This is a genomic window from Crossiella sp. CA198, from assembly GCF_052078295.1.
In the GTDB taxonomy this organism is placed as follows: Bacteria; Actinomycetota; Actinomycetes; order Mycobacteriales; family Pseudonocardiaceae; genus Crossiella.
Genome location: NZ_JBQJIM010000002.1, coordinates 103,037 through 128,791, shown reverse-complemented (window position 1 = coordinate 128,791; position 25,755 = coordinate 103,037). Strand labels below are relative to the sequence as shown.

The window sequence follows — 25,755 nt, the reverse complement described above, 5'->3', positions numbered from 1 at the left end:
CGCTCAGCACTCGCGGGTGGCGCGCGGGTGCCCGCCGGGGAACCGGTGTTGCTCCAGGTCCTGCGCGCCGGCCAGCTTGGTCAGCAGCTCGTGCAACCGGGTCCGCTCGTCCTCGGTCAGCGGGGCGGTGACCTCCGCGTCGTGGGTGGCGGCCTCCGCCAGGGCGGTCTCCAGCAGTTCGCGGCCGCGGTCGGTCAGGTGCAGGGCGTAGGCGCGGCGGTCGGCCGGGTTGCGCCTGCGCTGCACCAGGCCGCGGTGTTCCAGGTCGTCGACGAAGGCGACCATCCGGCTGGGCGCGATCCGCATCCGCTCGCCGATGGCCTGCTGGGACTGGCCCTCGGCCCCGGCGACCATCCGGAGCAGCCCCACGTGCCGCGGCTCCAGGTCCAGCGGGGCCAGCCGCTCGGCGAAGCGCCGGGCCGCGGCGAACCCGAGCTGCGCCAGCAGGAACGCCGAGCTGCCGCCCTGGGGATAGCCGCCGTGGTGCATGGGGGCACTCTACTGCCGGGGCAACAATTCCCCGGTTGAACGATTTTCCATCGACCGCGCTCCGTCGTGGGTTGCTCACCGAACGCGAGCGCACCAGGATCGATCCGTGGCGGTGGTGTGGTCGAGGTGGCGTGAACTCCCCGGTGCCTGGGCGGCGGCGGTCACCCGGCCGCGCTGGCAGCTGGTGCTGGCCTTCCCCATCTCGCTGTGGGTGCTGGTCTGGGTCGGCGCCCAGTTCACCACCACCGGCGCGGTGTTCACCCCCCTGGACGCGCCACGGGCGGTGCTGGCCCGCTTCGGTCCGGGCGCCACCGGCTGGCTGGACGTGGTCAGCTCCTGGCTGCGCGATCCAGCGCACACCGGCGTGCTCACCGCGGCGGCCTGGGCGGCCGGACTGCTCTGGGCGGCCACTTCCGAACGCGCCCAGCTGCCCGCGCTGGCCGGCTGGCTGGTGGTGATGGCCGCGGCCGAGGGACTGGGCTACCAGCCCGCCGTCTCCAGGGCGGTGGGCGTGCTCGCCGGGTTCATCGCGCTGCTCGCGCTGTGCGCCCTGCCCAACCGCGGCAAGCTGGTCGACCGGCGGCCCCGGCTGCTGCCCCTGGACGTGCTGACCGCGGGCGCCGTCGCGGCTGCCCTTTCGGGCATGGTTCCGTTGCTGGCCCCCGGTTTGGCGCTCACCCGGCTGCTGCGGCCCTACCTGACCAGACCCGCCCGGCCCGACCCGTCCCGGCCGAACATCCCGGCGGCCCGCCCGCCGACCGACTTGAGGGCGCGGCCGAGTGTCCCTCGGGCGGGTGAAATGAGGTCACCGAGTCGTAACGAGTCCGCTGTGGCCGATGTCTCCGAGTGATCTCAGAGGGGCCGAACGGCAGCTAGGTAAATAGGCTGTTCGGCGTCATTCTCTAGACCAAATGGAGTAAAAGCTGACTACCGGTCAGTTGCGTCCCCCGTTCGGACGATTTTTGTCTGTTTTTGCCGTCGACTACCTTCCGTTCGGGACGGGGAGTTTCACGCAGCGCGGAATCTACGGCGACAGAAGCTTCAGCCTGGGCGCGGCCAGGCGGCTTTCAGTAAGTCTCCGACAGGCAGGCGTTGACCGTTACCTGGTCACGGGGGATTAGGTAACAATCGTGGCTCTCCTATGCCCAAAAAACGGTGGCGTTACCGCGAGGTGAATAAGTGCGAGCCGCTTTGTGGCAAACGGGAGAGAAGAAATTATCGGCAACCGAGGCCCCCGCGTTACAGGCCCGGAAGGTTTTCGCAGGGTGGGAGCTGCGTTACCAACTGGCTGTCGTGGTGGGAGACCTGCTGACCATCGTTTGCGCGGTGGTGGCGGTCGGCGTGTTCAAGACAACCGAGGCGGCCGGGTCAGGTCGCCTGGCCCTGCTGCTGGGACTGGCCACCGGGGCGACGGCGCTGCTGGCGCTGCCGCTGAGCCGGGCCTGGGATCCACGGGTGCTGGGGCAGGGTCCGGAGGAGTTCCACCGGGTCGGGCGCGCCGCGCTCACCGGCATGGTCGCCCTGGCGCTGGTCGCGCTGGCGACCGACATCCAGGGCCTGCGCGGCTGGGTCTTCGCCGCGCTGCCCGCCTTCGCCGGGATCGCCATCCCGGTGCGTTACCTGCTGCGCCGGGTGCTGCACCGGCGCCGCCGGATCGGCAGCTGCCTGCTGCCGGTGCTGGCCGCCGGTAGCCCGGAGGCAGTGCGCGACCTGATCGAACGCACCCGCAAGGACTCACACCTGGGCTGGCGGGTGGAAGCCGTCTGCACCCCGCACGGGGCGGGCTACGGCCGCCGGGTGCCGGGGGAGATCGCCGGCGTGCCGGTGGTCGGCGACCTGGACGACCTGGTCGACCGGGTCCGGCTGGGCGGCTACCGGATGGTGGCCGTGGCCGGGTCCACCGACTGGACCCCGGCCCGGTTGCAGCGGCTGGCCTGGGAACTGGAGGGCAGCACGGCCGAACTGGTCGTGGCGCCCTCGCTGGTGGAGATCGCCGGACCGCGGCTGCACGTGGCCCCGGTGTTCGGGCTGACCATGCTCTGGGTCAGCGCGCCCACCTTCAGCGGCGCGGGCTGGCTGGTCAAGGCGGTGGTGGACCGGTTGTCCGCACTGCTGCTGGCCGTGCTGCTCAGCCCGGCGTTCCTGGTCATCGCGCTGGCGATCAAGACCACCAGCCGCGGCCCGGTGCTCTACCGGCAGTCGCGGGTGGGCCGGGACGGGCGGATGTTCACCATGCTCAAGTTCCGGTCCATGGTGCCGGACGCGCACCACCGCAAGGCCGAACTGGCCGGGGCCAACCAGGCCGCCGGACCGCTGTTCAAAATGCGCCGCGACCCCAGGGTGACCAGGGTCGGCGCGGTGCTGCGGCGCTACTCGATGGACGAGCTGCCGCAGATTTTCAACGTGCTCGCCGGCTCGATGTCCCTGGTCGGTCCGCGCCCGCCGCTGCCGGAGGAGGTCGCCCGCTATGGCCCCGACGCGCGCAGGCGCCTGCTCGTCAAACCGGGACTCACCGGGTTGTGGCAGGTCAGCGGGCGCAGTGACCTGTCATGGGAGGAGTCGGTGCGGCTTGACCTGCGTTATGTGGAGAGTTGGTCGTTGTTCATGGACCTGGTGATCCTGTGGAAGACCGCGTCGGCGGTCGTCGGTGGGCGGGGTGCTTACTGATGACCTGCCGACTGTGCGGCTCCGCCGCGCTGCACAGCGTGGTCGATCTGGGCGCGAGCCCGCCGTGTGAGCACTTCCTCACCGCCGCGGAACTCGACCTGCCAGAGCAGACCTATCCGCTGCACCTGCGGGTGTGCGCGGACTGCCTGCTCGCGCAGCTGCCGCCGCTGATCACGCCGGAGGAGACCTTCACCGAGTACGCCTACTTCTCCTCCTTCTCCACCTCCTGGGTGGCGCACGCGGAGAAGTTCGTGACCGAGGCGGCCCAGCGCCTGGGACTCGACGGTGACTCCTTCGTGGTGGAGGTGGCCAGCAACGACGGCTACCTGTTGCAACACGTTGTGGCCCAAGGCATCCGCTGCCTGGGCGTGGAGCCCTCGGTGAACGTGGGCGAGGCGGCCAGGGCCAAGGGCGTGCCCACCGTGACCGCGTTCCTCTCCCCGGAGACCGGGGCGAAGGTGCGCGCCGAACACGGGCCCGCCGACCTGGTGGTGGCCAACAACGTCTACGCGCACATCCCGGACGTGCTCGGCTTCAGCCAGGGCCTGCGGGCGCTGGTGGCCGAGGACGGCTGGGTCTCCATCGAGGTCCAGCACCTGCTCACGCTGGTCCAGCGAACCCAGTACGACACGATCTACCACGAGCACTTCCAGTACTACACCGTCGCCTCGGCCCAGCGCGCGCTGGCCAGCGGCGGGCTCACCCTCCTCGACGTCGAGCTGCTGCCCACCCACGGCGGGTCCATCCGGCTGTGGGCGCGGCCCAGCGAGATCGCCGGGGAACCCGGCCCCCGGGTCGCCGCGGTCCTCGACGAGGAGGCCGCGGCGGGTCTGCACACCGTGGCCGGGTACGGCGAGTTCGCCCGGCAGGTCGGGCGGGTGCGCCGCGAGCTGCTGCGCTTCCTGCTGGAGGCGGCCGAGGCCGGCAAGACCGTGGTCGGCTACGGCGCGCCGGGCAAGGGCAACACCTTGCTCAACCACTGCGGCATCCGGCCCGATCTGCTCCGCTACACCGTGGACCGCAACCCGTACAAGCACGGGCGGTTCACCCCCGGCACCCGGATCCCGGTGCTGCCGGTGGAGCGCATCGAGGCGGACCGGCCGGACTACGTGCTGGTGCTGCCGTGGAACCTGCGCGCCGAGTTGACCGAACAACTCCGCGGTGTGGCGGAATGGGGCGGTCGTCTGGTTTTTCCCATTCCGCGACTCTCGATAGTCGATCCCGCCGCAGGCACGGCCGACGGACACAATGAGGTGAACCCATGAAGGTAGTGCTGTTCTGCGGTGGTTACGGGATGCGCATGCGCAACGGTTCCGCCGACGATCTGCCCAAGCCGATGCACCCGGTTGGCCCAAGGCCGTTGCTCTGGCATGTGATGCGGTACTACGCGCATTTCGGACACAAGGACTTCATTCTGTGCCTGGGATACGGCGCGCAGTACATCAAGGATTTCTTCCTGAACTACGCCGAAACCACGTCCAACGATTTCGTGCTGCGCGACGGCAAGGTCGAGCTGCTCTCCACCGACATCAGCGACTGGACCATCACCTTCGCCCAGACCGGCCAGAACTCGCCGATCGGCGAGCGACTGCGCCGGGTGCGGCACCTGGTCGAGGGCGAGGAGATGTTCCTGGCCAACTACGCCGACGTGCTCACCGACGCCCCCCTGGACGAGATGGTCCGCCGGTTCGGCCTCAGCGGCGCCTCGGCCTCGATGATGGTGGTGCCGCCGCAGTCCTCCTTCCACTGCGTGGACCTGGGGGAGAACGGCAAGGTTTCCGGGATCACGCCGGTGAGCAGCCTGCCGCTGTGGGAGAACGGCGGCTTCTTCGTGCTCCGGCCGGAGGTTTTCGAGCACATCCCGGAGAACGGGGACCTGGTCGAGGACGGCTGCGGCGCACTGGCCAAACAGGGCAAGTTGCTGGCTTACCCGTACCGCGGTTTCTGGCAGCCCGCCGACACGGTCAAGGAACGGGTCGCACTGGAACAGGGGTACCAGGCCGGTGACCGGCCGTGGATGTTGTGGGAACAGGAGTCCTCGGCCGCCGTGGACTCCGCGCCCGTGGCCAAGGTGCTCCGGCTGAGCGGGGTGTGAGGTGCTCTCGTTGTCCCCGGCCGGATCCGCGCCCGTGGTGGTGCTCGGCGCGCACTGCGACGACATCGCCATCGGCTGCGGCGGCACGCTGCTGTCGCTGTGCGCGGCCCGGCCGGGGCAACGAGTGCGCGCGCTCGTGCTCACCGGCGCGGGCAGCAAACGTGAGGACGAGGAACGCGCCGCACTGGCCGCGTTCTGTCCCGGCGCGGACCTCGAGGTGACCGTGCTCGACCTGCCCGACGGCCGGGTGCCCCAGCACTGGGGCCGGGCCAAGGACGAGCTGGCCGCCTTCCGGGACCGGGTGCGGGCCCAGCTGGTCTTCGCCCCGGCCCCGCACGACGTGCACCAGGACCACCGCGCCCTGGCCGAGCTGGTTCCCCAGGTCTTCCGGGACCAGCTGCGCCTGGGCTACGAGATCCTCAAGTGGGAGAGCGACCTCGCCCAGCCCACCGTCTTCCAGCCACTCGAACCCGCCGTCGCGCAGGCGAAAGCCGCGCTGCTGGACGAGCACTACCCGTCGCAGCGGGCGAAGGACTGGTTCGACCGGGAGACCTTCCTCGGCCTCGCCCGGATCCGCGGCGTGCAGACCCGCGCCCGGTACGCGGAGGCCTTCCACACGGACAAGATCCAGCTCCGGCTGGACACAGAAGGGTGAGATCCATGCGGGTGCTGCTCACCGGGCATCAGGGCTACCTGGGCAGTGTCATGGCCCCGGCGCTGATCGCGGCCGGGCACCAGGTGCACGGCCTGGACTCCGGACTGTTTGCCGACTGCGTGCTCGGCCCCGAGCCCGCCGATCCGCACGGCCACGCCGTCGACCTGCGCGATGTCACCGCCGACCACGTCGCCGGCTTCGACGCGGTGATCCACCTGGCCGCGCTGTCCAACGACCCGCTCGGCTCGCTGGACCCCGGCCTGACCTACGACATCAACCACGCCGCCTCGGTGCGGCTGGCCCGGCTGGCCAAGGACGCCGGGGTCAGCCGGTTCCTCTACGCCTCCACCTGCTCGGTCTACGGCGCGGCCGGGGAGGAGCTGGTCGGGGAGAACGCGCCGCTGCGGCCGGTCACCCCGTACGCGGAGAGCAAGGTGCGGGTGGAGGACGACCTGGTCAACCTGGCCGGGGCCGGGTTCAGCCCGGTGTTCCTGCGCAACGCCACCGCCTTCGGCTTCTCGCCGCGGCTGCGCGCGGACATCGTGCTCAACAACCTGGTCGGCCACGCCATCCTCACCGGCCAGGTCCGGGTGCTCTCCGACGGCACGCCCTGGCGGCCGCTGGTGCACGCCGCCGACATCGCCGCGGCCTTCCTGGCCGCGCTGCACGCGCCCGCCGAGACCGTGCACTGCCAGGCGTTCAACGTGGGCATGGTGGAGAACAACCTCACCGTGGCCCAGATCGCCGAATCGGTGGTGGCCGCGGTGCCCGGCGCGGAACTGCTCATCACCGGCGAGGCGGGCAACGACCCGCGCTCCTACCGGGTCGACTTCGCCAAGATCACCGAGGCACTGCCCGAGTACCGTCCACAGTGGACAGTCCTGGGCGGCGCGGCCGAACTCGCCGACGCCTACCGCAAGTTCGCCCTCACCCAGGAAACCTTCCAGCGCACCTTCACCCGCCTCCCCCGCCTCTCCGACCGAATGGCGGCAGGCACCCTCGCCCCAGACCTGCGCCCAGTCTGGGAGCCGGTCCCGTGACCGCCCCCATCCCCCCGCGTGTTGGCCGTTGTCGTACGCCACGTTGGCCGTTGTCGTACGCCTCCGATGGCGAGTTGGGCCAACCGGTACGCCGGTTTTGCCCAAGCGGGCGTACCGGTTGGCCCAAGTGGTACGAGTCAGCGCAGGGTGGCGCGCAGCGCCGACCAGGGGCCGGCGGCGGCGTCGCGGGGGCTGATCAGCTCGACCGGGTGTGGCCAGGGGATGGCCAGGTCCGGGTCGTCGTAGCGCACCGCGACGTCCTCGGCCGGGTCGTGCGGGCGGTCGATCCGGTAACACACGTCAGCCGTCTCGCTCAGTACCTGGAAGCCGTGCAGGAAGCCCGGCGGGACATAGAGATGGGCGAAGGTCTCGTCGTCGAGCCGGAAGGCCTGGTGCCGGCCGAAGGTGGGCGAGCCGGGACGGATGTCGACCAGCACGTCGTGCACGGCGCCGCGGGCGCAGCGGACCAGCTTGGCCTCGCCGCGGCCGATCCGGCCGTGCAGGCCGCGCAGCACCCCGGCCCTGGAGCGGGACTGGGAGTCCTGGCGGAAGGAATCGGGGTCCAGGCCGTGCGCGGCGGCGAGGTCGGCGTCGAAGGTGCGGGTGAACAGGCCCCGGTCGTCGTGGTGCGGGGCGGGCACGAACAGCAGGACATCGGCGAGGCCGGTGCGGCGAATCTCCACCCGGGCATCCTGCCCCAGCGAGGCACCGATGGACACTGACCAGAAGAGTGTCGTTGCGGCACAAGGAAAACCCGCCGCCGGCCAGCGGCACGCCTGCCGGTTCTGCCGCGGTGGGCACGGCCTGGTGGTGCTGGACCTGCACACCCAGCCCGCCTGCGACCACTTCCCGGCGGCCACCGACCCTGGACCCGATCCGGCCTACCCGCTGCAACTGTGGCTGTGCGACAACTGCGGACTGGCCCAGCTGCTCGACGATCCGACCGTGCCCGAGGAGCCCAGGGCCACCGAACCGGCCGCGCTGGCCGAGCAGGCCGCCGACGCCGTGCACCGGGTGGCCGCCGCCGGGCTGCTGCCGGAAGGGGCCACCGTCGCCGAGTACGGCAGCCCGCACGGCGGCTCCTGGCTGCCCCGGCTCACCGAACGCGGCCTGCACCCGGTCGCGCCGGGCGAGACCGCCCAGGTGGTGCTGGACTGCTTCGGGCTCATGCACCACGCCGACCAGGCCGCCGCGCTCAAGGAACGGGTGGACCGCCTGGAACCCGGTGGCGTGCTGCTGGTCCAGTTCCACTCACTGGCCACCATCCTCCGATGTGGACAGTGGAACGCGCTGCGGCACGGCCACTACGCCTACTACTCCACCCCGGCGCTGGCCCGGATGCTCACCGTTGCCGGGCTCAGCCCGCGCGCGGCCTGGGTGTTCGACCTCTACGGCGGCACCGTGCTGCTGGCCGCGGTCAAGGGACCGGCCGCGCCGGAACCCGGCCTGTCCGCGCTGCTGATCGGGGAGAACTCCCTTGGCGCGACCGATCCGGCCGTGCTCGCCACGTTGCAGCGCCAGGTCAGCGTGAGTGCGGAGGCCCTGCACGGCTACCTGACCCAGCGGCGGGCCGCCGGGAAACGGGTGCTCGGCTACGGGGCCGCGTCCAGGGCCGTCGCGCTGCTGTGCGCGGCCGGGGTCGGACCCGAACTGCTGCCCGCGGTGGCCGATGCCTCCCCGGCCAAGCACGGACGGCGGATGCCGGGCAGCGGGGTGCCCGTGGTCGCGCCGGCCGAGCTGATCGCGGCCGCGCCCGATGAGGTGCTGCTGTTCCTGCCGGATCTGCTCACCGAGGTCCGGGCCGCCTACCCGGAGATCACCGGCTGGGTCATCGCCGAACCCGAGCCACGAGCCGCGCAGCCGCCGAGCCGAGAGGAACCCCCGATGAGCGCCCCGACCGACGACCGACCCGCCAGTGCCCCGCGTCCGGCGCCCACTCTCATCGGCAAGGCCCCCGCGCCCATCGCGATCGGCTTCCCGGTGCGCAACGGCAAGCCGTACCTGCAAGGCGCGCTGGACTCGCTGCTGGCCCAGCGCGGGGTGGACTTCGAGCTGCACATCGCGGACAACTGCTCCGACGACGGCACCGAGGACATCTGCCGCGAACTGGCCGCCAAGGACGAACGCGTGCACTACCAGCGCCGGACCGAGAACGTGGGCGTCACCGCCAACCACAACCTGCTGGTGCGCGAGGTGAACAGCCCCTACTTCCTGTGGGCGGCCTCCGACGACGCATCCCACCCGGACCGGTTACGCCTGCTGCTGGAGGCACTGGAACGGGACCCGTTCGCGGTGCTGTCCTTCAGCGCCGCCCGGCAGATCGACAGCAACGGCAACACCCTGGAGATCTGGCGCAACCCGTGCCGGACCAACCACCTGGACCCGGTGGCGCGGCTGCGCGACCTGATCGGGCTGGAACACGAGAACTACCACTGCTACGGCCTGATGAAGCGGGACGTGCTGCTGCGTACGCTGTTGCTGCCGCCGGTGAAGAACAACGACCGCATCCTGGTCGCCGAACTGGCGCTGCACGGACCCTTCGCCGAGGTGGAACAGGACCTGCTGTTCCACCGGCTGCACGAGCGCAGGCTGACCCAGAGCGTCTCCCAGCGGGACTGGTACCGGCAGCAGCGCACCGACGGGCGCAAGCTGGTGCTGCCCAACGTCGAGGAGGCCGGCTGGTACCTCAAGGCGGTGCGCAACTCGCCGCTGCGAGGGACGGAACTGGGCCGGGCGCTGTGGGCGCTGCGACCCTGGTTCCAGGCCAACGCGGTGCCGATGGCGCGCAACCTGGCGCGGGCAGCGGTGGACGGAGCGAGAATGATCACCGGGCCGGGACGCCCGGACGATCGGTGATCGGGAGAGAGCACGTGGACGCACTGGATGTCTTTCGGGTGCTGCGGCGACGGTGGAAGCTCACCGCCCTGCTGCTCGCCGGGCTGGTCCTGCTACTGGGCGCGGTCGCCTTCGCGGTGCCGCAGCAGTACCGGGCGACCAGCCTGACCATGGTGCTGCGCCAGTACGGTGGCCAGGACCGCAACCCCTTCGCCGCGGTGGACCGCGCGCAGGGCCAGGCCGCGGTCGTGGTGATCGCGGTGCTCAACTCGCAGCAGACCCGCAGGGAGCTGGCCGCCCAGGGCGGCACCGCGGCCCTGGAGGTCTCCAACGAGGGCGGCGGGGTGTCCACAACGGACAGTCCGTTCATCACCGTGATCGCCACCGGGGTCAACGAGGCCGCGGTGCGCAAGACCGGGCAGCTGGCCATGCAGCGGATCAAGGACGAACTCAAGCGACGGCAGGACACCCTGCTGGTGCCGGTCGAGCAGCAGCTCACCCTGAACGAGGTGCTCTCGCCGAACGAGGTCAGCACCACCAGGGCCGGGCAGCTGCGCGCGCTGGGCATCACCGGCGGCATCGGCCTGATCATCGTGGTGCTCACCGTGATCCTGGTCGACCGCCGCGGCAACCGGAACCGGCCACCCGCGCCGGAGCCCGAGTCGAAACCCTCGCCGCGCAAGCGGTTGCAGGACTCCGACGCGGAGGTCACCGAGCACATCAAGCTCGCGGAGGTGGCCGAAGTCCGCCCCCAGGAACGCCAGTGAACGTGCGCGTGGCGGCCCTCCCGGTCGCCCCGGCACGGCGGCTGCCACCGCACCGGGTGCTGGTGGCGGCCGCGCTGCTGTTCGCGCTGCCGCAGAACCTGGTGATCTCCGGGGTCGGCGGCTCGCTCACCCCCGGCAGGCTGCTGGGGGCGCTGTGCCTGCTGTGGTGGCTGGTGGCCCGCTTCGGCGGTGGCCTCGGGCTGAAACCCGCGCCCAACCCGGTGCGGGCCACGCTGTTCGGCGCGCTGCTGGTCTTCGCCGCGGCCAACGCGCTCGCGCTGTTCCTCGGCGTGCCGGACGACCGGCTCGGCTCGGCGGACCGCAACACGTTGCTGCTGGCGGTGTGCACCGGGGTCGCGCTGCTGGCCTGCGACGGCCTGAACCGGCCCGCCATGCTGCGCGCGGTCTTCGGCGCGGTGGTGCTCGGCGCCGCGGTGTCCGCCTTCGCCGCCGGCGTGCACTTCGCGCTCAAGATCGACCTGCGTGGTTATCTCAGCTTCCCCGGCCTGACCGCCCAGGGCCTGGGCACGGTGGACCTGGCCCGCGGCGGCCTGGAGCGCGCGCTGGGCTTCGCCAACCACCCGATCGAACTGGCCGCGGTCTGCGCCACCGCGGTCCCACTGGCCCTGCACCTGGTGCGGCACGGCCGGTACCCGCTGCTGTGGTGGGCCTGCGTGGCCGTGCTCGGCGGCGGGATCGTGGTCAGCATCTCCCGCACCGGCCTGCTCGGTCTCGTCTTGGTGCTGCTGCTGAGCCTGCCCCGGATCGGCGGCCTGCGCTGGATCACCGGCGTGCTGGCGCTGGGCAGCGTGGTCGCCCTCGCCGCGGTGGCGGTGCCCAGGCTGGCCGAGGTGCTGGGCAACTCGATCCTGGGCGCGCGCACCGACAACAGCCTCACCGGCCGGCTGGACGACTACGGCTACGTGGCGGAGAAACTGGCCGCCGCGCCGTTGAGCGGTCAGGGATTCGGCACCTACACCGCGCCACCACAGCCTTACCTGGACAACCAGTACCTGCTCACCGCGGTCGAATCCGGCCTGCCCGGCGTGCTCGCGCTGCTCGTCCTGCTGCTGATCCCGGCCTGGCTGGCCTGGCGGATCTTCCGGCGGCCTGGCAGCATCGCGCCCGAGCTTCGCGACGCGGCGTGGGCGGTGGCCGTGGGACTCCTGGTGTGCGCGGTCTGCTTCGCCACCTTCGACGCGTTGTCCTTCCCCCAGTTCCAGGCGCTGACCTTCCTGATGATCGGGATGTCGGGCGCGATCGTGACCCAAGCCGGAGGAGAACGATGACCTCGCGAGTACCCGCCGTGGTGCTGGCCGTGGTGACCTACAACTCCGCGGCCGACCTGCCCGCCTTCCTGGACGCCCTGCCAGCCGCCCTGGACGGGGTGCCGGAATGGCGGCTGGTGGTGGCGGACAACGCCTCCAGCGACGGCAGCGCCGAACTCATCGCCGAACTCGCGCCCAAGGCCACCGTGCTGCACACCGGCGGCAACCTGGGCTACGCGGCCGGGATCAACGCCTGCCTGGAACTGGCGGGCGCCGATGAGGCCGTGCTGGTGCTCAACCCGGACGTGCGGCTGGAATCCGGCGCCGTGCGCGAACTCCTGGAGGTCTGCGCCGATCCCGCGGTGGGCATCGCGGTGCCGCTGGTGCGCCACCCGGACGGCCACCCCGAGTCCACCCTGCGCCGCCGCCCCACCCCGCCGCGGGTGCTGGCCGAGGCACTGCTGGGCGGGCGCGCCGGGTCCTACGGCGAGCAGCTGCCGCCCGGCCCGGCCAGGGAGCGGATCGACTGGGCCAACGGGGCCGCGCTGATGCTCGCGCCCGGCGTCGCGCACCGGGTCGGCCGCTGGCGCGCCGAGCTGTTCCTCTACTCCGAGGAGACCGACTACTGCCGCCGGGTCACCGACGCGGGCTGGCGGATCCGCCAGGCCCCCCGCGCGCACGCGCTGCACCGCGGCGGCGAGTTCGGCGTCTCGCCCGCGCTGTGGGCGCAACTGATCACCAACAAGGTCGTGCACCTGGCCACCTGGGAGTCCCGCCCCGCCGCCGTGGCCGGCTGGCTCGCCCTGGTGTTCAGCCAGGCGCTGCGACTCCCGCTGCGCCGCGGCACGCACCGCCGCGCGCTGCGGGAACTGCTGACCGGACGTGCCCGGCTGCTCGCCGGGTTCCCGACCAACCCGGCCGCCACCGCCGAGGTCGCAGCGCTGCTCGCGGAAGGGTGAGGATGGGCAACCGGGACTACGGGCTACTGCCCGACGGGGTGAAACAGGCGTTGCGCCGCACCGTCGGGCGTTACGTGGTGGCCGAGGGCTGGTGGCGGCTGAAGTTCGCCGCCGACCGGACCGCGGCGCGCAAGGCCGAGGACAGCGAGATCGCCCGCCTGGCGCCGACGCTGCCGGTGCGGCCGACCGCGCTGGTCACCGTGGCCGTGCCCACCTACCGGCGGCCGGCGGCACTGGGCCGGGCGGTGCGCAGCGCGCTCGCGCAGACCGTCACGGACCTGTCCGTGGTGGTCGTCGACGACGGCGGCGGCGAACTCGGCGAGCTGCCCGCCGACCCACGCCTGACCGTGTTGTCCTTGGGGCGCAACCACCACAGCCCCGGACTGGCCCGCAACATCGCCATCCGGCTGACCCGCTCGCCGTTCGTGGCCTTCCTCGACGACGACAACACCTGGCGCCCGCACCACCTGGCCACCGTGCTGCCCGCGCTGCGCCGCGGCGCCGGACTGGTCTACACCGACCTGCACCGCGCCCGCGCCGACGGGTCCACAGTGGACGTTCTCGGCCGGGACTTCGACCGGCGGGCGCACGCCGACACCGCCTGGGTGGACGTCAACGCGCTGGCCGTGCGTCGTTTTCCCGGCCTGCGCTTCGATCCCTGGGCGCGGCCGGGCTGGGTACACCCCCGAGAGGACTGGGAACTGGTGCATCGGCTCTCCGCGCGACTCCGCGTCGAGCACCTGCCGGAGGTGACCGTGGACTACGCGGTGCACGCGGGCAGCTACTTCAGCGAGTGGACCACCGAGGCGCTCGGAGCGAGCCGGTGACCGCCGACGGAGCCGTGCCGCAGGCCGAACTCGGCGGCCGGTTCCGCCGCGGCCTTGGCCTGAGCCTGCTCAACACGCTGCTGTCCCGGCTGGGCACCTTCCTGCTCGGCGTGCTGCTGGCCCGGCTGCTCGCGCCGGAGGAGTTCGGCCTCTACGCCGCCGCGCTGGTGGTGCAGATGCTGTTGCTGACCTTCAACGACCTCGGCGCGGCCGCCTCGGTGGTGCGGCACTCCGGCGATGTGCGGCCACTGCTGCCCACCGCGTGGACGGTCGCGGTCTGCGGTGGCACCGCGGCCTTCGCGCTGTGCCTGGTGATCGCGCCCGCGCTGGCCACCGGCCTGGGCAGTCCGGCGGCCACCGACATCGTGCGGTTGCTGGCCGCCAACGTGTTCCTGGACGGTTTCGCCGCCGTGCCGGGCGCGCTGCTGACCAGGGAGCTGCGTCAGGCCAGCAGGCTGGTCGCGGACCTGTCCGGCGTGGTGGTCAACCTGGCGCTGACCGGCGGGCTGGCGCTGGCCGGGTTCGGCGCCTGGGCACTGGCCATCGGGCATGTCGCAGGCACCCTGGTGGTCGTGGTGGTGTTGCTGTGCGTGAGCAAGCAGTTGCCGCGCTTCGGTTTCGACCGCGAGCACTTCGGCGAGGTCGGCCGGTACGGGATCACCGTGGTGGCCTCCGGCATCGTGATCGTGCTGTCCAACACGGTGCCCCTGGTGGTCACCGGCAGCGTGCTCGGCATCACCGCTCTAGGTTTCCTGCACCTGGCCAACAACGTCGCCAACTGGCCGGTGTCGATCGTGTCCACCACCCTGGACCGCATCGCGCTGGCCACCTTCTCCCGCGCCAGGGACCGCGGTGTCGATCTCAACCTGGCCGCGGGCGAGGTGGTCGGCATGGTCGGCATCGCGGTGCTGCCGGGCGGGCTGGCGCTGGCGATCCTGTCCGGGCCGATCGTCGAGGTGATCTACGGTTCGGCCTGGGCGCCTGCCGCGCACGTGCTCAGCGCGCTGGCCATCGCCGCGATCGCCAGGGTGCTCACCGATCTCGCCTTCCAGCTGCTGCTGGCCGTGGGCGCGCCGCTGTCCTCGGCCCTGGTGAACGTGTCCTGGCTGGTCGCGCTGGTGCCGGCGACCATTGTCGCGGCGATGACGTGGGGGCTGGTCGGGGTCGGCTGGGCGCAGGCGGTGGTGGCCTTCGCGGTCGCCGTGCCGGTGCACGCCTGGCGGTTGCACCGCGCCGGGATCTCCCTCGGCGCGCTGGCCAAGGGACTGGCCTACCCCGCGCTGGCCGGGCTGCTCGCGGTCACCGGACTGCTGGCCATCCGCGCCTTCGCCGACTCACCGCTGCTGGACGTGGCCCTCGGCGGCGCCCTCACCGCAGCCATCGTCGGCGTGGGCTGGTACGCCCGACGGCACCACATCGAACGTGCGCTGAACGGCGCATCACCCCAACGACCAGTCGCGACCTTGCGGGAAGGGTCCTAGTCTCACAGGTTCTGGCACCCCCAGCAGGGGACAACAAACCCACACGGGAGCAAAGCTGATGGGATCGAACACAGCGCGCCGACGGGGGTTGGCGGCGACCGGGATCACGCTGCTCTTAGCCGTGGCCGCGTGCTCAACTCCGGAGCCCGCGGCCGCCCCCGCCAGCTCGACCGAACCCCCGGCCCTGGCCGAGTCGACCTCGGTGCCCGAGCTGCCGTCCGGCTCGATGCCGGCCCCGGCGCCCTCGGAGAACCCGCCCACGGGCAAACCGGGCAACCAGCCCCGCCCGCCAGCCGGACCCGCCGCGCCCAGCCCCATCGCGGAGACCAGGGGGCTGTTCGTGGACTCGGAGAGCAACGCCGCCCGCTGGGTGCGCGCCAACAAGGGCGACGGCCGGGCACACCTGATCAACGAACGCATCGCCGCCCAGCCGATGGCCCGCTGGATCGGCGGTGAGGGCGACATCCGGAGCTGGCTGGGCTCCTACGTGCAGGCAGCGGCCCGCGAGGACCAGCTGCCCGTCGTGGTGCCGTACAACATCCCCAACCGCGACTGCGGCAACCACTCCGCTGGCGGCGCCGGTTCGGTGGACAAGTACCGCCAGTGGGTGGAGACGGTGGCCGACGCCATCGGCAAGACCCCCGCGCTGGTGGTGCTCGAACCCGACGCGCTGATCCACCTGTCCTGCCTGGACCCCACCGGCAAACAGGACCGGCTGCGGATGCTCGCCGAGGCGGTCGCGACGCTGAGTCAGCGCGCCCCGAACGCCTGGACCTACCTCGACGGCGGCGACGGCCGGTACAACCCGCCCGGCACCCTGGCCCAGCGGCTCATCGACGCCGGGGTGAGCGGCGCCCGCGGCTTCGCGGTCAACGTGTCCAACTTCAACACCACCGCCGAGGCCATCTCCTACGGCCGCCTGGTGCAGGCCGCGATCGCCGCCCGCGGCGGCGGCAAACACGGGTTCGTCATCGACGTGAGCCGCAACGGCAACGGCTCCAACGGCGAGTGGTGCAACCCGCCCGGCCGCAAGATCGGCCAGTCCCCCTCGGTGGACGGCTCCTCACCCCAGGTCCCCGACGCACTGCTCTGGATCAAGCAACCCGGCGCCTCCGACGGCGACTGCGGCACCGGCAAGGGCACCGACTCCGGCGCCTTCGTCCCCGAACTGGCCATGAGCCTGCTCAACGGCCTCTAACCCCACCCGAGTGTTGGCCGAACTCGTACGCCGAGTTGGCCACAGTGGTACGGGTAGTTGGGCCAACTCGTACGCCGAGTTGGCCCAAGTCGGTCGCCGTCGGTCCACAACGGCCAACACCCCGTACCAGTTCGGCCAACACTCGGCGGCGGGTTGAGCGCACCCACTAGCCTGGCCCCCATGAACGACCTCCCCGAGATGCGGGTCAGCGACGCCGAACGCGACCTGATCGCCCAGCGCCTCAACCAGGCGGTCGGCGAGGGGCGAATCACCCTGACCGAGTACAACGAGCGGGTCGGGCTGGCCTACGCCGCGCTCACCCGCGGTGAGCTGGACCGGGTGGTCGCCGACCTGCCGGTGCTCGCCGCGCCCGCGCCGACCCCGGTGCCGATCCGGCACAGCCCGGTGGGGGAGAAGACCAAGTGGGTGGTCTCCTTCATGTCCGGCGCGGTGCGCAAGGGCCGCTGGCGGGTCACCCGCAAGACCGCGGCGATCGCGGTCATGGGCGGCACCGAGATCGACCTGCGCCGGGCCGAGTTCAGCGCGCCGGAGATCACCGTGGTCGCGGTGGCCTTCATGGGCGGGGTGGAGATCACCGTGCCGCCAGGGGTGCGGGTGGAGGTCGGCGGGTTCAGCTTCATGGGCGGCAAGGAGGTCAAGGTCGACGACGAGGACCTGCCGCCGAACGCGCCCGTGGTGCACGTCAAGGGCTTCGCCTTCATGGGCGGCATCGACATCCGGACCAAACCCGCGCGCAAGGCGATCTCCCGCGGGGATGACGACTGAGGTGCCGTTATCCGGCGAGGTGCGCGACCGGTGCCGCGGGTTCCTGCCCGCGGGCGCCGAACTGCGCTACCTGTTCCCGGCGGTCACCCTCAACCCGGGCATGGCCCCGGTGCTGGTCGCCGTCACCAGCCGCACGGTGACCATCCTGACCTGCAGTTTCCTTCGCCGCAACCGGCCGAACGGGGTGCTCGCGCACTATCCGAGGACCAGCAGGCTGGGCCCGGTGGACATCCGCACCACCGCGACCATCGAGATCGGCAGCACCATGCTGGAGATCGAGGACGAGTACATCCCGGTGGTGCGCTGCGCGGACGCGGAGATCGACGAGACCACCTTCCTGCCGCCGGACCCGCTGCCGGACCTGTAGCGCCGCCAGCCCGCTACAGCGCGGCCAGCAGCGCCTGCCCGGTCTCCGTCCCGTCGTGCGCGGCCGTCCAGCCCGGCACGTCCACCGTCGTCTCGCCCAGATGCCAGCGCCGGATGGCCGCGGCGGTCTGTGCCGGGCCGTCGGCGATCAGCCAGGGACCGGCCGGGTCCACCGCCTCGGCCAGTTGCGGCGGCACCACCGAGGGCAGTCCGTACTCGGCGGCCTCCAGCATCTTCACGCTGATCCCGGTGCTCGCGCCGAAGCGCGGCACCACCACCAGGCCGACCTGCCGGTAGAACTCGGCCTCGGCGGCCACCCGGCCCAGCGCGGTGGTGCGCGGATGTCCTTGGTGCACCTCGGTTCCCGACCCGGCCAGCACGAACTTCACATCGGTGCCCAGCCGGGTCAGCTCCTCGTGCACCGGACCGAGCAGGCTGGCCAGGGCGCGCTCGTTGGGCGGCCAGCTGGCCTTGCCGATGAAGCCGACCGCCTGCGCCGCAACGGGATCCGGCACCGGCCGCACGGTCAGCGGCAGTGGCAGGGTCGGCGCGGCCCAGCGGGTGAGGAACTCCGCGTCGGTGCGGGAGAGTGCGAAGACGGTGCGCGGCAAGGAGAGCAGCCGTCGTTCCGCCTTCGGCAGCCGCCAGGTCTCGCCCAGCAGGCGCAGTGGCCGCGGCGAATGCTCCAGCGCGATGGTGCTCTCCACGTTGTGCGCGATGTGCGCGGCCACCGGCACCCCGGCCGCCTCGGCCAGCAGCAGGCCCGGCCAGCCACTGGTGATCACCTTCCGGCCTGCCGCGCGCTCGTGCAGCAGCCGGGCCGCCGCCCGCCAGCCGGGGAAGGCGGTGAACTTGCGGGACAGGTAAGGCTGTTCGGTCACCGCCATGCCGGCGGCCACCCGCAGCAGCTTGGCCCGGTCGCCGCGGATCTCCAGTGGGACATCGCCCGCGGCGTGGCAGACCACCTCCTGCTCGGCCCACTGGCCGGGCGGGCCGGTGACGCACACCACCTCGACCTCGACGCCGGTCGAGCGCAGCACGGCGACCAGCCTGCGGTCCACCCAGCCGCTGCCGCCGAGTTCGGCCCGGCCCAGCGGGTAGGTGGTCACGAAGCACACCCGGGAAGTCGTCACGGCCTCGATTTGTACCCGCTCCCGGTCACCTTTTCGTGAAGACCCGCTCGGCCAGCACCCGCGCCAGGAAGAGCGGGTTGCCCAGCACGTAGCGGGCGAACAGCCTGCGCGGCTCCAGCCCGAGCCGGTACAACCACTCGATCCCGGCCTTCTGCATCCACCTGGGCGCCCGGGAAACCTTGCCCGCGGCGAAGTCCAGGAAGGCGCCAACGGCTACCCCCAACCGGGCGCCGGTATCGGCCAGATGGCGGTCCAGCCACAGCTCCTGCCGCGGATTTCCCATGGCCACCACCAGGATCCGCGCCCCGGACGCCTTGATCGCGGCGATCACCTCGGGCTGCTCGGCCTCGGTGAAGAAGCCGTGCCTGGTGCCCGCAACCCGCAACCCGGGGATCTTGGCGGTGAGGTTTCTCGCAGCGGTCGCCGCGATGCCCTCTTCGCCGCCGAGGAAGTACACCGGGGCGTCACGCTCCGCCGCCACCCGCAGGATCTCCGGGGTCAGATCGGTGCCGTTGAGGTTGTCCGGAAAGCTTTTTCCTTGCAGCTTCGCGGCGATCGCCAGGCCGGAGCCGTCGTTGAGCACCAGCGCCGCGTCGTCCAGTACCCGCCGGTAGGCGGCGTTGCGGACGGCCAGGTTGAGCGAGTGCGCGTTGGCGTAGGCGAGCAGTTGGGGGGCGGCCGAGTCGAGCAGTTCGCCGACTACGGAGAGCACCTGCTTCCGGGGCAGGCAAACCACCCGAATGCCGAGCACGGTCACTGTCGGGACGTTCGAGCGCATGTCAGTATCTTGCCGTCGAATGGCTGTGAGGAGTGGAATTTCATGCGCAGCGGCGTATTGCTGGCCGCGGTGACCCGGCGGCTGCGGCCACACCACCCGGGCTGGCCCGCGGTGCTCGGTCCCCTGTCCGGACACGACCGCGCGGTCACCCTGCGTCCACCCAGACCAGCCGACGCACCCGATTGGTGCGAGGCGGTGCGCGCGGACCGCAAGTGGCTGGAACCCTGGTGGCCGACCAGCGCCGCCTCCTGGGACAGCCGGTCCTGCCGGCAGGTCTGGCGGGCCCGCTGCGACGACTTCCTGCGCGCGGCCCGGCGCGGCGGCATGATCCCGATGGTGGTCGAGGTGGACGGCCGCTTCGCCGGGGAGATGATGCTGGACCGGATCGACCGCGACCAGGGCCTGGCCGAACTCGGCGGCTGGGTCTACTCCGCCTTCCACGGCACCGCGGTGGCCGCCACCGCCATGCGCGAGCTGATCCGGCACGGCTTCGGCCCGGTCGGCCTGCGCAGGCTCACCGCGCCGGTCGGGGTTGGCAACCGGGCGGCGGGCATCCTGGTGGCGCGCAACGGCTTCCGCAAAGAGGGCGTGCTGCGCGCGCACATGCACGTGGGCGGCAAACTGCTCGACCACCAGCTCTGGGGCCTGTTGCCGGAGGACGCGGAATGGCTGCGGAGCCCGGCGAATATTGTGGGGTAATGAGCTTCCACCGGTCCGCCCAGCTGCAGGCACGGTTGCACGAGCTGGTGCCGGGAGGTGCGCACACCTACGCCAGGGGCGCCGACCAGTACCCCGAATTCATGACCCCGGTACTGGTGAAGGGCGCGGGCGCCCGGGTCACCGACGCCGACGGCAATCAGTTCGTCGAGTACGGCATGGGCCTGCGCGCGGTGACCCTGGGCCACGGCTTCGCCCCGGTGGTCGACGCGGTGCGCGCGGTGCTGGCCGACGGCCTCAACTTCACCCGGCCGACCACCCTGGAACTGGCCGCCGCCGAGGACTTCCTGGCCGCGGTGCCCGGCGCGGACATGGTCAAGTTCGCCAAGAACGGCTCGGATGTGACCACCGCCGCGGTCCGGCTGGCCAGGGCCGCCACCGGCCGCGACCTCATCGCCATCTGCGCCGACCAGCCGTTCTTCTCCACCGACGACTGGTTCATCGGCACCGTGCCGATGTCCGCGGGCATCCCGGCCGCGGTCCGCGCGCTGACCGTGGCCTTCCGCTACAACGACCTGGACTCGCTGCGGTCCATTGTGGACGTCCATAGTGGACAGATCGCCTGCGTGGTGATGGAGGCGGCCACCACGCTGGCCGAACCCGAGCCCGGTTTCCTGGCCGGGGTGCGGGAGATCTGCGACCGGCACGGCATCGTGCTCATCTTCGACGAGATGATCACCGGTTTCCGCTGGTCCGCCGGTGGCGCGCAGCAGGTATACGGGGTGCGCCCCGACCTGTCCTGCTGGGGCAAGGCGATGGGCAACGGTTTCCCGATCGCCGCGCTGGCCGGCCGCCGGGAGCTGATGGAGCTGGGCGGCCTGGCCACCGACGCGGACCGGGTGTTCCTGCTCTCCACCACGCACGGCGCGGAATCGGTGTCGCTGGCCGCGTTCCGGGCGGTGGCCGCGGTGTACCGGGAGTCCGATCCGGTGGCGGTGATGGAACGTCAGGGCGCCGCACTGGCGGGCGCGGTCAACCAGCTGGCCAGGGAGTACGGCGTGCAGGACGCGGTGGCCGCGCTGGGCCGCCCGTCCTGCCTGGTCTTCACCACCAGGGACGCCCAGGGCCGCCCCTCCCAGGCCTACCGCACGCTGTTCCTGCAGGAGCTGCTCAGCCGGGGCGTGCTCGGCCAGTCCTTCGTCATCTCCGCCGCGCACACCGACGCCGACCTGGCGCACACCGCCGAGGCGGTGCAGGGCGCGCTCGGGGTGTACCGCAAGGCCCTGGAGGCAGGCTCGGTCGAGGGCCTGCTCCAGGGCCGCCCGGTCGCCCCCGCGTTGCGGAGCCGGGCCGAACCGCGGCGACTATGACGCTGAGGATGAGGTAGCCCGCTCGGCAGCGCGCAACAGCACCGCGCCCACCCCCAGTGCGAGCACCCCGCGCCACGCCCCCGCGGCGTCCTGCGCGGCCAGGTCAAGGCCGTGCAGGAAGATTTCGTGCAACCCGAAGGCCGCGGCCACCGTGCCGAGCACGATCAGCGGCGCGGACACCGGCCCGGAACGCCGGTTCTCCCGCTCACCGGTCTCGCAGTGCCGCAACCACTTCACCAGCGCGAACAGCACCAGCCCGCAGGCCAGCAGCCACATCGGCCGGGAGGACCACCAGGCCGCGCCCGGCTGCGGCAGCAGCAGCTCCGGCGCGAGCAGGCAGACCCCGGCCACCAGCAGCGCCGCCGGGATGTGCCACAGGTACACCGTCATCAGGGTGGAGTTCCCGCGCTGCAACACCTTCCGGGTCCGCGCGCCACCAAGCCTGCGCTCCAGCCACGGCGTGCACCGGGCCAGCAGCGCCACCTGCGCGATGCCCAGCAGCACCATCAGCACCGTGGGCGGGGCCAGGTTGGACACCGGCACGTCCGGCAGCCCGATTGGCGCCGGCGGGTACGGCCCGAACACGATCAGCGCCACGATCCCGGCCACCGCGACCCCCGCCACCGCCAGCAGCCCCCGGTCGCCGAAGCGGGCCAGGCCACCGCGGGCCAGCACGATGCCGAGCTGGTGCACGGTCACCCACACCAGCACCAGGCTGACATCGCCGAGCATCCCGGCCGGCCCGCTCAGCCCCACGGTGGCGAACCGGTAGGTGTCCACCGCGGCCACCGCCAGGGTCAGCACCGCGGGCACGGCCAGGCCGAACCGGTCGTGCAGCCGCACCATCAGCGGCGCCAGCGCGACCACCACCAGGTAGACCGCCAGGAACCACAGCGGGTTCGCCGCCTGGTCGCCCACGATGGCGATCGCGGGCTGACCCAGCAGCGAACCCGCGGTGGCCAGCGCCGCGCAGATCCCGACCAGTGGCAGGGTCGGGGTCACCAGGCGGCGAGCCCGGCGGGCCAGGAAGGTCACCGCGGACTGGCCCTTGCGGACCGTCGCGTCCACCCCCGCGGTGTTGACGAACCCGCCCGCGATGAACACCAGCGGCATCACCTGCAGGAACCAGGTCGCCACCCAGGTCACCGGTCCCGAGAACGCGATCCCCGCCTTCACCGCGCCATTGGCCACGGTGATCACCGGACTGATCCAGTGCAGCAGCACGACCATGCCCACCGCGGTCAGCCGGACCAGATCCACCACCGCGTTGCGATTGCCGGTGCCGACCGGCGTAGCCCCGCGGACCCCCATGCTGCTCATGGGAAAAGCCTCGCGGGCCGGGCCCGCCGCAGCCATGGGGTGGACTCCCGAGTCGACTCAGGGGCAGCTCCCCCAAAGGTAGGGGGGCTGACACCACCTTTGGTCGGTCCGCCGCGCGCCGATACGGTGTCAGACGATGAGCCAGCCGCAGCCCGAACAGCCGGAAACCCAGTCCGCCGCACGCCCGGCCTGGCAGCTCGCGCTGCCCGCGATCGTCGTGGTGGCCGGGGTGCTGCTCGCCTACCTGGCCCTGGGCCGCACCGGCGGCGACACCCCTCGGGCCGACCCGCCCGCACCCACCGCCTCGGACACCGCCGCGCCGCAGACGCCCAACCAAAGTCAGATGGACGCAGCCGCCCGGCAACTTGACTCCCGGTTCACCCGCCGCCGCGAGGGCGACCCCTACGCCAAGGGCCGGGTGGACGCGCCGGTGGTGATGGTGGAGTACGCCGACTACCGCTGCCCGTACTGCGCCAAGTTCAGCACCGACACCCGCCCCGAACTGGTGCGCCGCTACGTGGACCAGGGTCTGCTCCGGATCGAGTGGCGGGACCTGCCGATGTTCGGCGCGGAGTCCGAGGCCGCCGCGGTGGCCGCCCGCGCCGCGGCCAGGCAGGGCAGGTTCTGGCCGTTCCACGAACTGGCCTTCGCCGAGGCCCCGCGCTCCGGGCACGCCGAGTTCGGCCCGGACCGGCTGCGTGACCTGGCCCGCCGCTCCGGCGTGGCCGACATGGCCAAGTTCGAGCGCGATCTGGCCGATCCGGTGCTGCGCCAGGAAATCCGCGTCGACGCCGCGGAGAGTCAGGAGATGGGCCTGACCAGCACACCGGCCTTCCTGATCAACGGCCGCGCGGTGGTCGGCGCCCAGCCGCTGGAGACCTTCGTCCGGCTGATCGAGCAGGCCGCCAAGAAGTGACCGGCCAGCTCGGCTACCTGGGCGCGCTGCTCGGCGGCGCGCTCGCGCTGGCCAGCCCCTGCTCGGCGTTGCTGCTGCCCGCCTTCTTCGCCTACGCCTTCGGCCGCCCGGCCCGGCTGCTGGCCCGCACCGGCGTGTTCTACCTCGGCCTGGCCACCACCCTGGTGCCCCTGGGTGCGGCCGCGGCCAGCCTCGGCGGCCTGCTCACCGCGCACCGGCAGACGGTGATCACGGTGGCCGCGGTGCTGCTGATCGGTTTCGGCCTGGCCCAGCTCGTCGGCCGCGGCTTCGGCTCCGGGCTGTCCCAGCGCTTCGCGGCCACCACCAGGATCTCTTCGGCCGTCTCGGTGTTCGTGCTGGGCGCGACCTACGGCCTGGCCGGGTTCTGCTCCGGCCCGATCCTCGGCGGCGTGCTCACCGTGGCCGCGGCCGGCGGCGATCCCGGCTACGGCGCGGCCCTGCTCGCGGTCTACGGCCTGGGCATGGTGCTGCCGCTGTTCGCACTGGCCGCGCTGTGGGACCGGTTCAAGCTGGCGGAGCGGACCTGGTTGCGCGGCCGGGAGATCAGCCTCGGCCGCCTCCGCCTGCACACGCTGAACCTGGTGGCCGGACTGCTGTTCATCGGCATCGGCGTGCTGTTCCTGGTCACCGACGGCACCGCCGCCCTGCCCGGGATCGTCAGCGTGGACACCGAATCCGCGCTGGCCGAACGCGCGGGCGAGTTCGCCGCCGGGGTGCCGGACCTGCTGGTGCTGGCCCCGGTGCTGGCGGTGGCCTCGTTCGTGCTGATCCGCCGCCTGCGTCGTTAACCCGGCAGCGGCAGCCGCAGCGCGCGCTCGGCGATGCCCTGCAGCACCACGTCGGTCTGCTTGGTCTCCTGGCCCACCCACACCGCGCGCACGATCCGCACCCTGGTGCCATCGCGTGAGGTCGAAGCCACCGCGGGCGCGAACGAACTCGGCCCGCCCGGCCAGCTCCGGCCCTCGCGCAGCAGCTCGTTCACCCCGCCGCTCTGCTCGTCATCGGCCAGCGCCTGGAAGCGCTGCGCCTGCACCGCGTCGGCGAAACTGACCACCACCACCGAGACCGCGGCCTTGCGTTCCTCGTTGACCTCGAACAGGCTGCGCACCAGCGCGGTGCACGGGTTCTCCCGCAGCCACTGCTGCAACTGGCCGAAGGCCCTCGGCCCACAGTCGGCCTCCCGGGAGGAGCCGCGCGGCACGAAGTCCAGACCGTCCACAGTGGACTCCGGCGGTTCCGCGCTGCGCAACGAGGACACCGCGCCGCCGCCCTCGGGCCTGGCCGGTTCGCCGCTACAGGACTGGGCCACGGTGGCGATCAGCAACACCAGCGCCAGACCGGCCAGGGCCAGCCCGGCCAGCGGCAGCCACGGCTGGCGTTTCTTCGGCCGGGGCGCGGCGGGACGCGGCGGCGCTGGGCGGCCGTCGGCGGTGAAGCGGGGGATGAGCATGGTGCTGGCACTGGCCAGGTCCGGACTCACCGAATCGGCGAAACCCTCCGCGACCAGCTCACCGGCGGTCAGCGTGGCGGTGCGCCGGTCCACACTGGACAGCAGCCGCCGGGCGGCCTCGGCGGTGCACGGACGTTCGTAGGTGGACAGCTCCTTGACCGCGGCCAGCATCGCGGTCGGCGCCGGGTGCAGCACCCGGACCCCGCGGTGCAGGTCCCCGGTGGGCTGCAACACCTGGGCGACATACGGTCCGACCGCCACGATGGTGGACACGGGTAACGGCTCGATCCGCTCCGCCTGCAGGCGCTGGGTCAGCGCGGAGGCCGCGGTCAGCGCCTCCACCGCCGGGTTGAGCAGTCCGTCGTCCCTGATCAGCGGCCAGCCGTCGACCTTCCACTGTCCCTGCAACGGGGCTTCCAGCTTCATCGCCGGACCGGGCAGGTCGACCCCGACCACCACGATCACCCCGCGCGGCAGCACGATCACCGCGTCCAGCGGCCGCAGACTGCCCGGCGGTGTGCAGTCCAGCAGCGCGATCCCGCCGGCCAGATCGGTCCCGGCGCCCCAGGTCGACAGCGCGGCGCGCATGTCGGCCTCCACGCCCTCCACCCGGGCGGAGGGATCGTCACCGAGCCGCACCAACCGCACGCCCAACACCTCCGCGCGTGACTCGTCCC

General features: G+C 72.2%; 25 protein-coding genes. 19 read left to right on the top strand and 6 right to left on the bottom strand.

Features of this window, described 5'->3' with window-relative positions; all coding sequences use genetic code 11:
- Positions 1 to 3: 3 nt before the first annotated feature.
- Positions 4 to 489, bottom strand: a complete 486-nt coding sequence (locus tag ACTOWY_RS03060) for a MarR family winged helix-turn-helix transcriptional regulator (RefSeq protein ID WP_247759802.1) — start codon at positions 487 to 489, stop codon at positions 4 to 6.
- 106 nt (positions 490 to 595) lie between these two features.
- Here ACTOWY_RS03060 and ACTOWY_RS03055 point away from each other — a divergent pair, with 106 nt between their 5' ends.
- The 6 genes from ACTOWY_RS03055 (at position 596) to ACTOWY_RS03030 (ending at position 6,946) form a co-directional block, all read left to right on the top strand.
- Positions 596 to 1,339, top strand: a complete 744-nt coding sequence (locus tag ACTOWY_RS03055; protein WP_441308069.1) for a hypothetical protein — start codon at positions 596 to 598, stop codon at positions 1,337 to 1,339.
- Between the two features lie 446 nt (positions 1,340 to 1,785).
- Complete coding sequence (locus ACTOWY_RS03050; protein WP_441308068.1) at positions 1,786 to 3,156, top strand: sugar transferase; 1,371 nt, start codon at positions 1,786 to 1,788, stop codon at positions 3,154 to 3,156.
- On the top strand, positions 3,153 to 4,421 hold the full coding sequence (locus tag ACTOWY_RS03045) for a methyltransferase domain-containing protein (RefSeq protein WP_441308387.1): 1,269 nt from the start codon (positions 3,153 to 3,155) through the stop codon (positions 4,419 to 4,421). The genes ACTOWY_RS03050 and ACTOWY_RS03045 overlap by 4 nt, the downstream gene beginning before the upstream one ends.
- Positions 4,418 to 5,251, top strand: a complete 834-nt coding sequence (locus ACTOWY_RS03040; RefSeq protein ID WP_441308067.1) for a glucose-1-phosphate cytidylyltransferase — start codon at positions 4,418 to 4,420, stop codon at positions 5,249 to 5,251. The genes ACTOWY_RS03045 and ACTOWY_RS03040 overlap by 4 nt, the downstream gene beginning before the upstream one ends.
- A 1-nt stretch (position 5,252) precedes the next feature.
- On the top strand, positions 5,253 to 5,906 hold the full coding sequence (locus ACTOWY_RS03035; protein WP_441308066.1) for a PIG-L deacetylase family protein: 654 nt from the start codon (positions 5,253 to 5,255) through the stop codon (positions 5,904 to 5,906).
- 5 nt (positions 5,907 to 5,911) lie between these two features.
- Entirely contained in the window at positions 5,912 to 6,946 is a 1,035-nt protein-coding gene (locus ACTOWY_RS03030; RefSeq protein ID WP_441308065.1) for an NAD-dependent epimerase/dehydratase family protein, read from the top strand.
- Between the two features lie 137 nt (positions 6,947 to 7,083).
- Here ACTOWY_RS03030 and ACTOWY_RS03025 read toward each other — a convergent pair whose 3' ends face one another.
- On the bottom strand, positions 7,084 to 7,629 hold the full coding sequence (locus ACTOWY_RS03025; protein ID WP_441308064.1) for a dTDP-4-dehydrorhamnose 3,5-epimerase family protein: 546 nt from the start codon (positions 7,627 to 7,629) through the stop codon (positions 7,084 to 7,086).
- Between the two features lie 28 nt (positions 7,630 to 7,657).
- On the opposite strand from ACTOWY_RS03025, the gene ACTOWY_RS03020 reads away from it, so the two are divergent.
- The 9 genes from ACTOWY_RS03020 to ACTOWY_RS02980 all read left to right on the top strand — a co-directional run bounded on the left by ACTOWY_RS03020 (position 7,658) and on the right by ACTOWY_RS02980 (position 17,434).
- Entirely contained in the window at positions 7,658 to 9,802 is a 2,145-nt protein-coding gene (locus tag ACTOWY_RS03020; RefSeq protein ID WP_441308063.1) for a glycosyltransferase, read from the top strand.
- 14 nt (positions 9,803 to 9,816) lie between these two features.
- On the top strand, positions 9,817 to 10,548 hold the full coding sequence (locus tag ACTOWY_RS03015; RefSeq protein WP_441308062.1) for a Wzz/FepE/Etk N-terminal domain-containing protein: 732 nt from the start codon (positions 9,817 to 9,819) through the stop codon (positions 10,546 to 10,548).
- Positions 10,545 to 11,837 (top strand): O-antigen ligase family protein, encoded by a 1,293-nt coding sequence (locus ACTOWY_RS03010; protein WP_441308061.1) that lies wholly within the window; start codon positions 10,545 to 10,547, stop codon positions 11,835 to 11,837. Before ACTOWY_RS03015 ends, ACTOWY_RS03010 begins: the two co-directional genes overlap by 4 nt.
- Positions 11,834 to 12,775, top strand: a complete 942-nt coding sequence (locus ACTOWY_RS03005; protein ID WP_441308060.1) for a glycosyltransferase family 2 protein — start codon at positions 11,834 to 11,836, stop codon at positions 12,773 to 12,775. Before ACTOWY_RS03010 ends, ACTOWY_RS03005 begins: the two co-directional genes overlap by 4 nt.
- A gap of 2 nt (positions 12,776 to 12,777) precedes the next feature.
- The gene (locus tag ACTOWY_RS03000) at positions 12,778 to 13,602 is read left to right on the top strand and encodes a glycosyltransferase family 2 protein (RefSeq protein WP_441308059.1); all 825 of its coding nucleotides are present in this window, start codon (positions 12,778 to 12,780) and stop codon (positions 13,600 to 13,602) included.
- Positions 13,599 to 15,083 carry an oligosaccharide flippase family protein gene (locus ACTOWY_RS02995; protein ID WP_441308058.1) on the top strand — a complete coding sequence of 495 codons (1,485 nt, stop codon included), beginning with the start codon at positions 13,599 to 13,601 and terminating at the stop codon, positions 15,081 to 15,083. The genes ACTOWY_RS03000 and ACTOWY_RS02995 overlap by 4 nt, the downstream gene beginning before the upstream one ends.
- Before the next feature lie 58 nt (positions 15,084 to 15,141).
- Positions 15,142 to 16,281: a glycoside hydrolase family 6 protein gene (locus tag ACTOWY_RS02990; protein ID WP_441308057.1), complete on the top strand. Its 1,140-nt coding sequence runs from the start codon at positions 15,142 to 15,144 to the stop codon at positions 16,279 to 16,281.
- A gap of 180 nt (positions 16,282 to 16,461) precedes the next feature.
- Positions 16,462 to 17,067 (top strand): DUF1707 SHOCT-like domain-containing protein, encoded by a 606-nt coding sequence (locus ACTOWY_RS02985; RefSeq protein ID WP_247759827.1) that lies wholly within the window; start codon positions 16,462 to 16,464, stop codon positions 17,065 to 17,067.
- Complete coding sequence (locus ACTOWY_RS02980) at positions 17,057 to 17,434, top strand: hypothetical protein (RefSeq protein ID WP_441308056.1); 378 nt, start codon at positions 17,057 to 17,059, stop codon at positions 17,432 to 17,434. Before ACTOWY_RS02985 ends, ACTOWY_RS02980 begins: the two co-directional genes overlap by 11 nt.
- A 13-nt stretch (positions 17,435 to 17,447) precedes the next feature.
- On the opposite strand, the gene ACTOWY_RS02975 is transcribed toward ACTOWY_RS02980, so the two are convergent.
- Both ACTOWY_RS02975 and ACTOWY_RS02970 read right to left on the bottom strand, forming a co-directional pair.
- Positions 17,448 to 18,566 carry a glycosyltransferase gene (locus ACTOWY_RS02975; protein ID WP_441308055.1) on the bottom strand — a complete coding sequence of 373 codons (1,119 nt, stop codon included), beginning with the start codon at positions 18,564 to 18,566 and terminating at the stop codon, positions 17,448 to 17,450.
- Positions 18,567 to 18,591: 25 nt separating this feature from the next.
- A complete protein-coding gene (locus ACTOWY_RS02970; protein WP_441308054.1) occupies positions 18,592 to 19,344 on the bottom strand; it encodes a WecB/TagA/CpsF family glycosyltransferase in 753 nt (250 codons plus the stop codon).
- A 42-nt stretch (positions 19,345 to 19,386) separates the two neighbouring features.
- Between ACTOWY_RS02970 and ACTOWY_RS02965 the strand changes: the two genes are divergently transcribed.
- On the top strand, positions 19,387 to 20,043 hold the full coding sequence (locus tag ACTOWY_RS02965; RefSeq protein WP_441308053.1) for a GNAT family N-acetyltransferase: 657 nt from the start codon (positions 19,387 to 19,389) through the stop codon (positions 20,041 to 20,043).
- Positions 20,043 to 21,371: a glutamate-1-semialdehyde 2,1-aminomutase gene (locus ACTOWY_RS02960; RefSeq protein WP_441308052.1), complete on the top strand. Its 1,329-nt coding sequence runs from the start codon at positions 20,043 to 20,045 to the stop codon at positions 21,369 to 21,371. The genes ACTOWY_RS02965 and ACTOWY_RS02960 overlap by 1 nt, the downstream gene beginning before the upstream one ends.
- Here the strand turns inward: ACTOWY_RS02960 and ACTOWY_RS02955 are convergent.
- Positions 21,366 to 22,691: an acyltransferase family protein gene (locus ACTOWY_RS02955; protein WP_441308051.1), complete on the bottom strand. Its 1,326-nt coding sequence runs from the start codon at positions 22,689 to 22,691 to the stop codon at positions 21,366 to 21,368. The two genes, ACTOWY_RS02960 and ACTOWY_RS02955, sit on opposite strands and share 6 nt — an antisense overlap.
- Before the next feature lie 136 nt (positions 22,692 to 22,827).
- Here ACTOWY_RS02955 and ACTOWY_RS02950 point away from each other — a divergent pair, with 136 nt between their 5' ends.
- Entirely contained in the window at positions 22,828 to 23,607 is a 780-nt protein-coding gene (locus ACTOWY_RS02950) for a DsbA family protein (protein ID WP_441308050.1), read from the top strand.
- Positions 23,604 to 24,416, top strand: a complete 813-nt coding sequence (locus ACTOWY_RS02945; RefSeq protein ID WP_441308049.1) for a cytochrome c biogenesis CcdA family protein — start codon at positions 23,604 to 23,606, stop codon at positions 24,414 to 24,416. The genes ACTOWY_RS02950 and ACTOWY_RS02945 overlap by 4 nt, the downstream gene beginning before the upstream one ends.
- On the opposite strand, the gene ACTOWY_RS02940 is transcribed toward ACTOWY_RS02945, so the two are convergent.
- On the bottom strand, positions 24,413 to 25,726 hold the full coding sequence (locus ACTOWY_RS02940) for a hypothetical protein (RefSeq protein WP_441308048.1): 1,314 nt from the start codon (positions 25,724 to 25,726) through the stop codon (positions 24,413 to 24,415). The two genes, ACTOWY_RS02945 and ACTOWY_RS02940, sit on opposite strands and share 4 nt — an antisense overlap.
- Positions 25,727 to 25,755: the final 29 nt, after the last annotated feature.

Coding starts and splice junctions, on each gene's coding strand:
- ACTOWY_RS03060 (WP_247759802.1), bottom strand. CDS start 489: ATGCACCACGGCGGCTATCCCCAGGGCGGCAGCTCGGCGTTCCTGCTG.
- ACTOWY_RS03040 (WP_441308067.1), top strand. CDS start 4,418: ATGAAGGTAGTGCTGTTCTGCGGTGGTTACGGGATGCGCATGCGCAAC.
- ACTOWY_RS03030 (WP_441308065.1), top strand. CDS start 5,912: ATGCGGGTGCTGCTCACCGGGCATCAGGGCTACCTGGGCAGTGTCATG.
- ACTOWY_RS03020 (WP_441308063.1), top strand. CDS start 7,658: ATGGACACTGACCAGAAGAGTGTCGTTGCGGCACAAGGAAAACCCGCC.
- ACTOWY_RS03005 (WP_441308060.1), top strand. CDS start 11,834: ATGACCTCGCGAGTACCCGCCGTGGTGCTGGCCGTGGTGACCTACAAC.
- ACTOWY_RS03000 (WP_441308059.1), top strand. CDS start 12,778: ATGGGCAACCGGGACTACGGGCTACTGCCCGACGGGGTGAAACAGGCG.
- ACTOWY_RS02990 (WP_441308057.1), top strand. CDS start 15,142: ATGGGATCGAACACAGCGCGCCGACGGGGGTTGGCGGCGACCGGGATC.
- ACTOWY_RS02985 (WP_247759827.1), top strand. CDS start 16,462: ATGAACGACCTCCCCGAGATGCGGGTCAGCGACGCCGAACGCGACCTG.
- ACTOWY_RS02980 (WP_441308056.1), top strand. CDS start 17,057: ATGACGACTGAGGTGCCGTTATCCGGCGAGGTGCGCGACCGGTGCCGC.
- ACTOWY_RS02970 (WP_441308054.1), bottom strand. CDS start 19,344: ATGCGCTCGAACGTCCCGACAGTGACCGTGCTCGGCATTCGGGTGGTT.
- ACTOWY_RS02965 (WP_441308053.1), top strand. CDS start 19,387: ATGCGCAGCGGCGTATTGCTGGCCGCGGTGACCCGGCGGCTGCGGCCA.
- ACTOWY_RS02960 (WP_441308052.1), top strand. CDS start 20,043: ATGAGCTTCCACCGGTCCGCCCAGCTGCAGGCACGGTTGCACGAGCTG.
- ACTOWY_RS02955 (WP_441308051.1), bottom strand. CDS start 22,691: ATGAGCAGCATGGGGGTCCGCGGGGCTACGCCGGTCGGCACCGGCAAT.
- ACTOWY_RS02950 (WP_441308050.1), top strand. CDS start 22,828: ATGAGCCAGCCGCAGCCCGAACAGCCGGAAACCCAGTCCGCCGCACGC.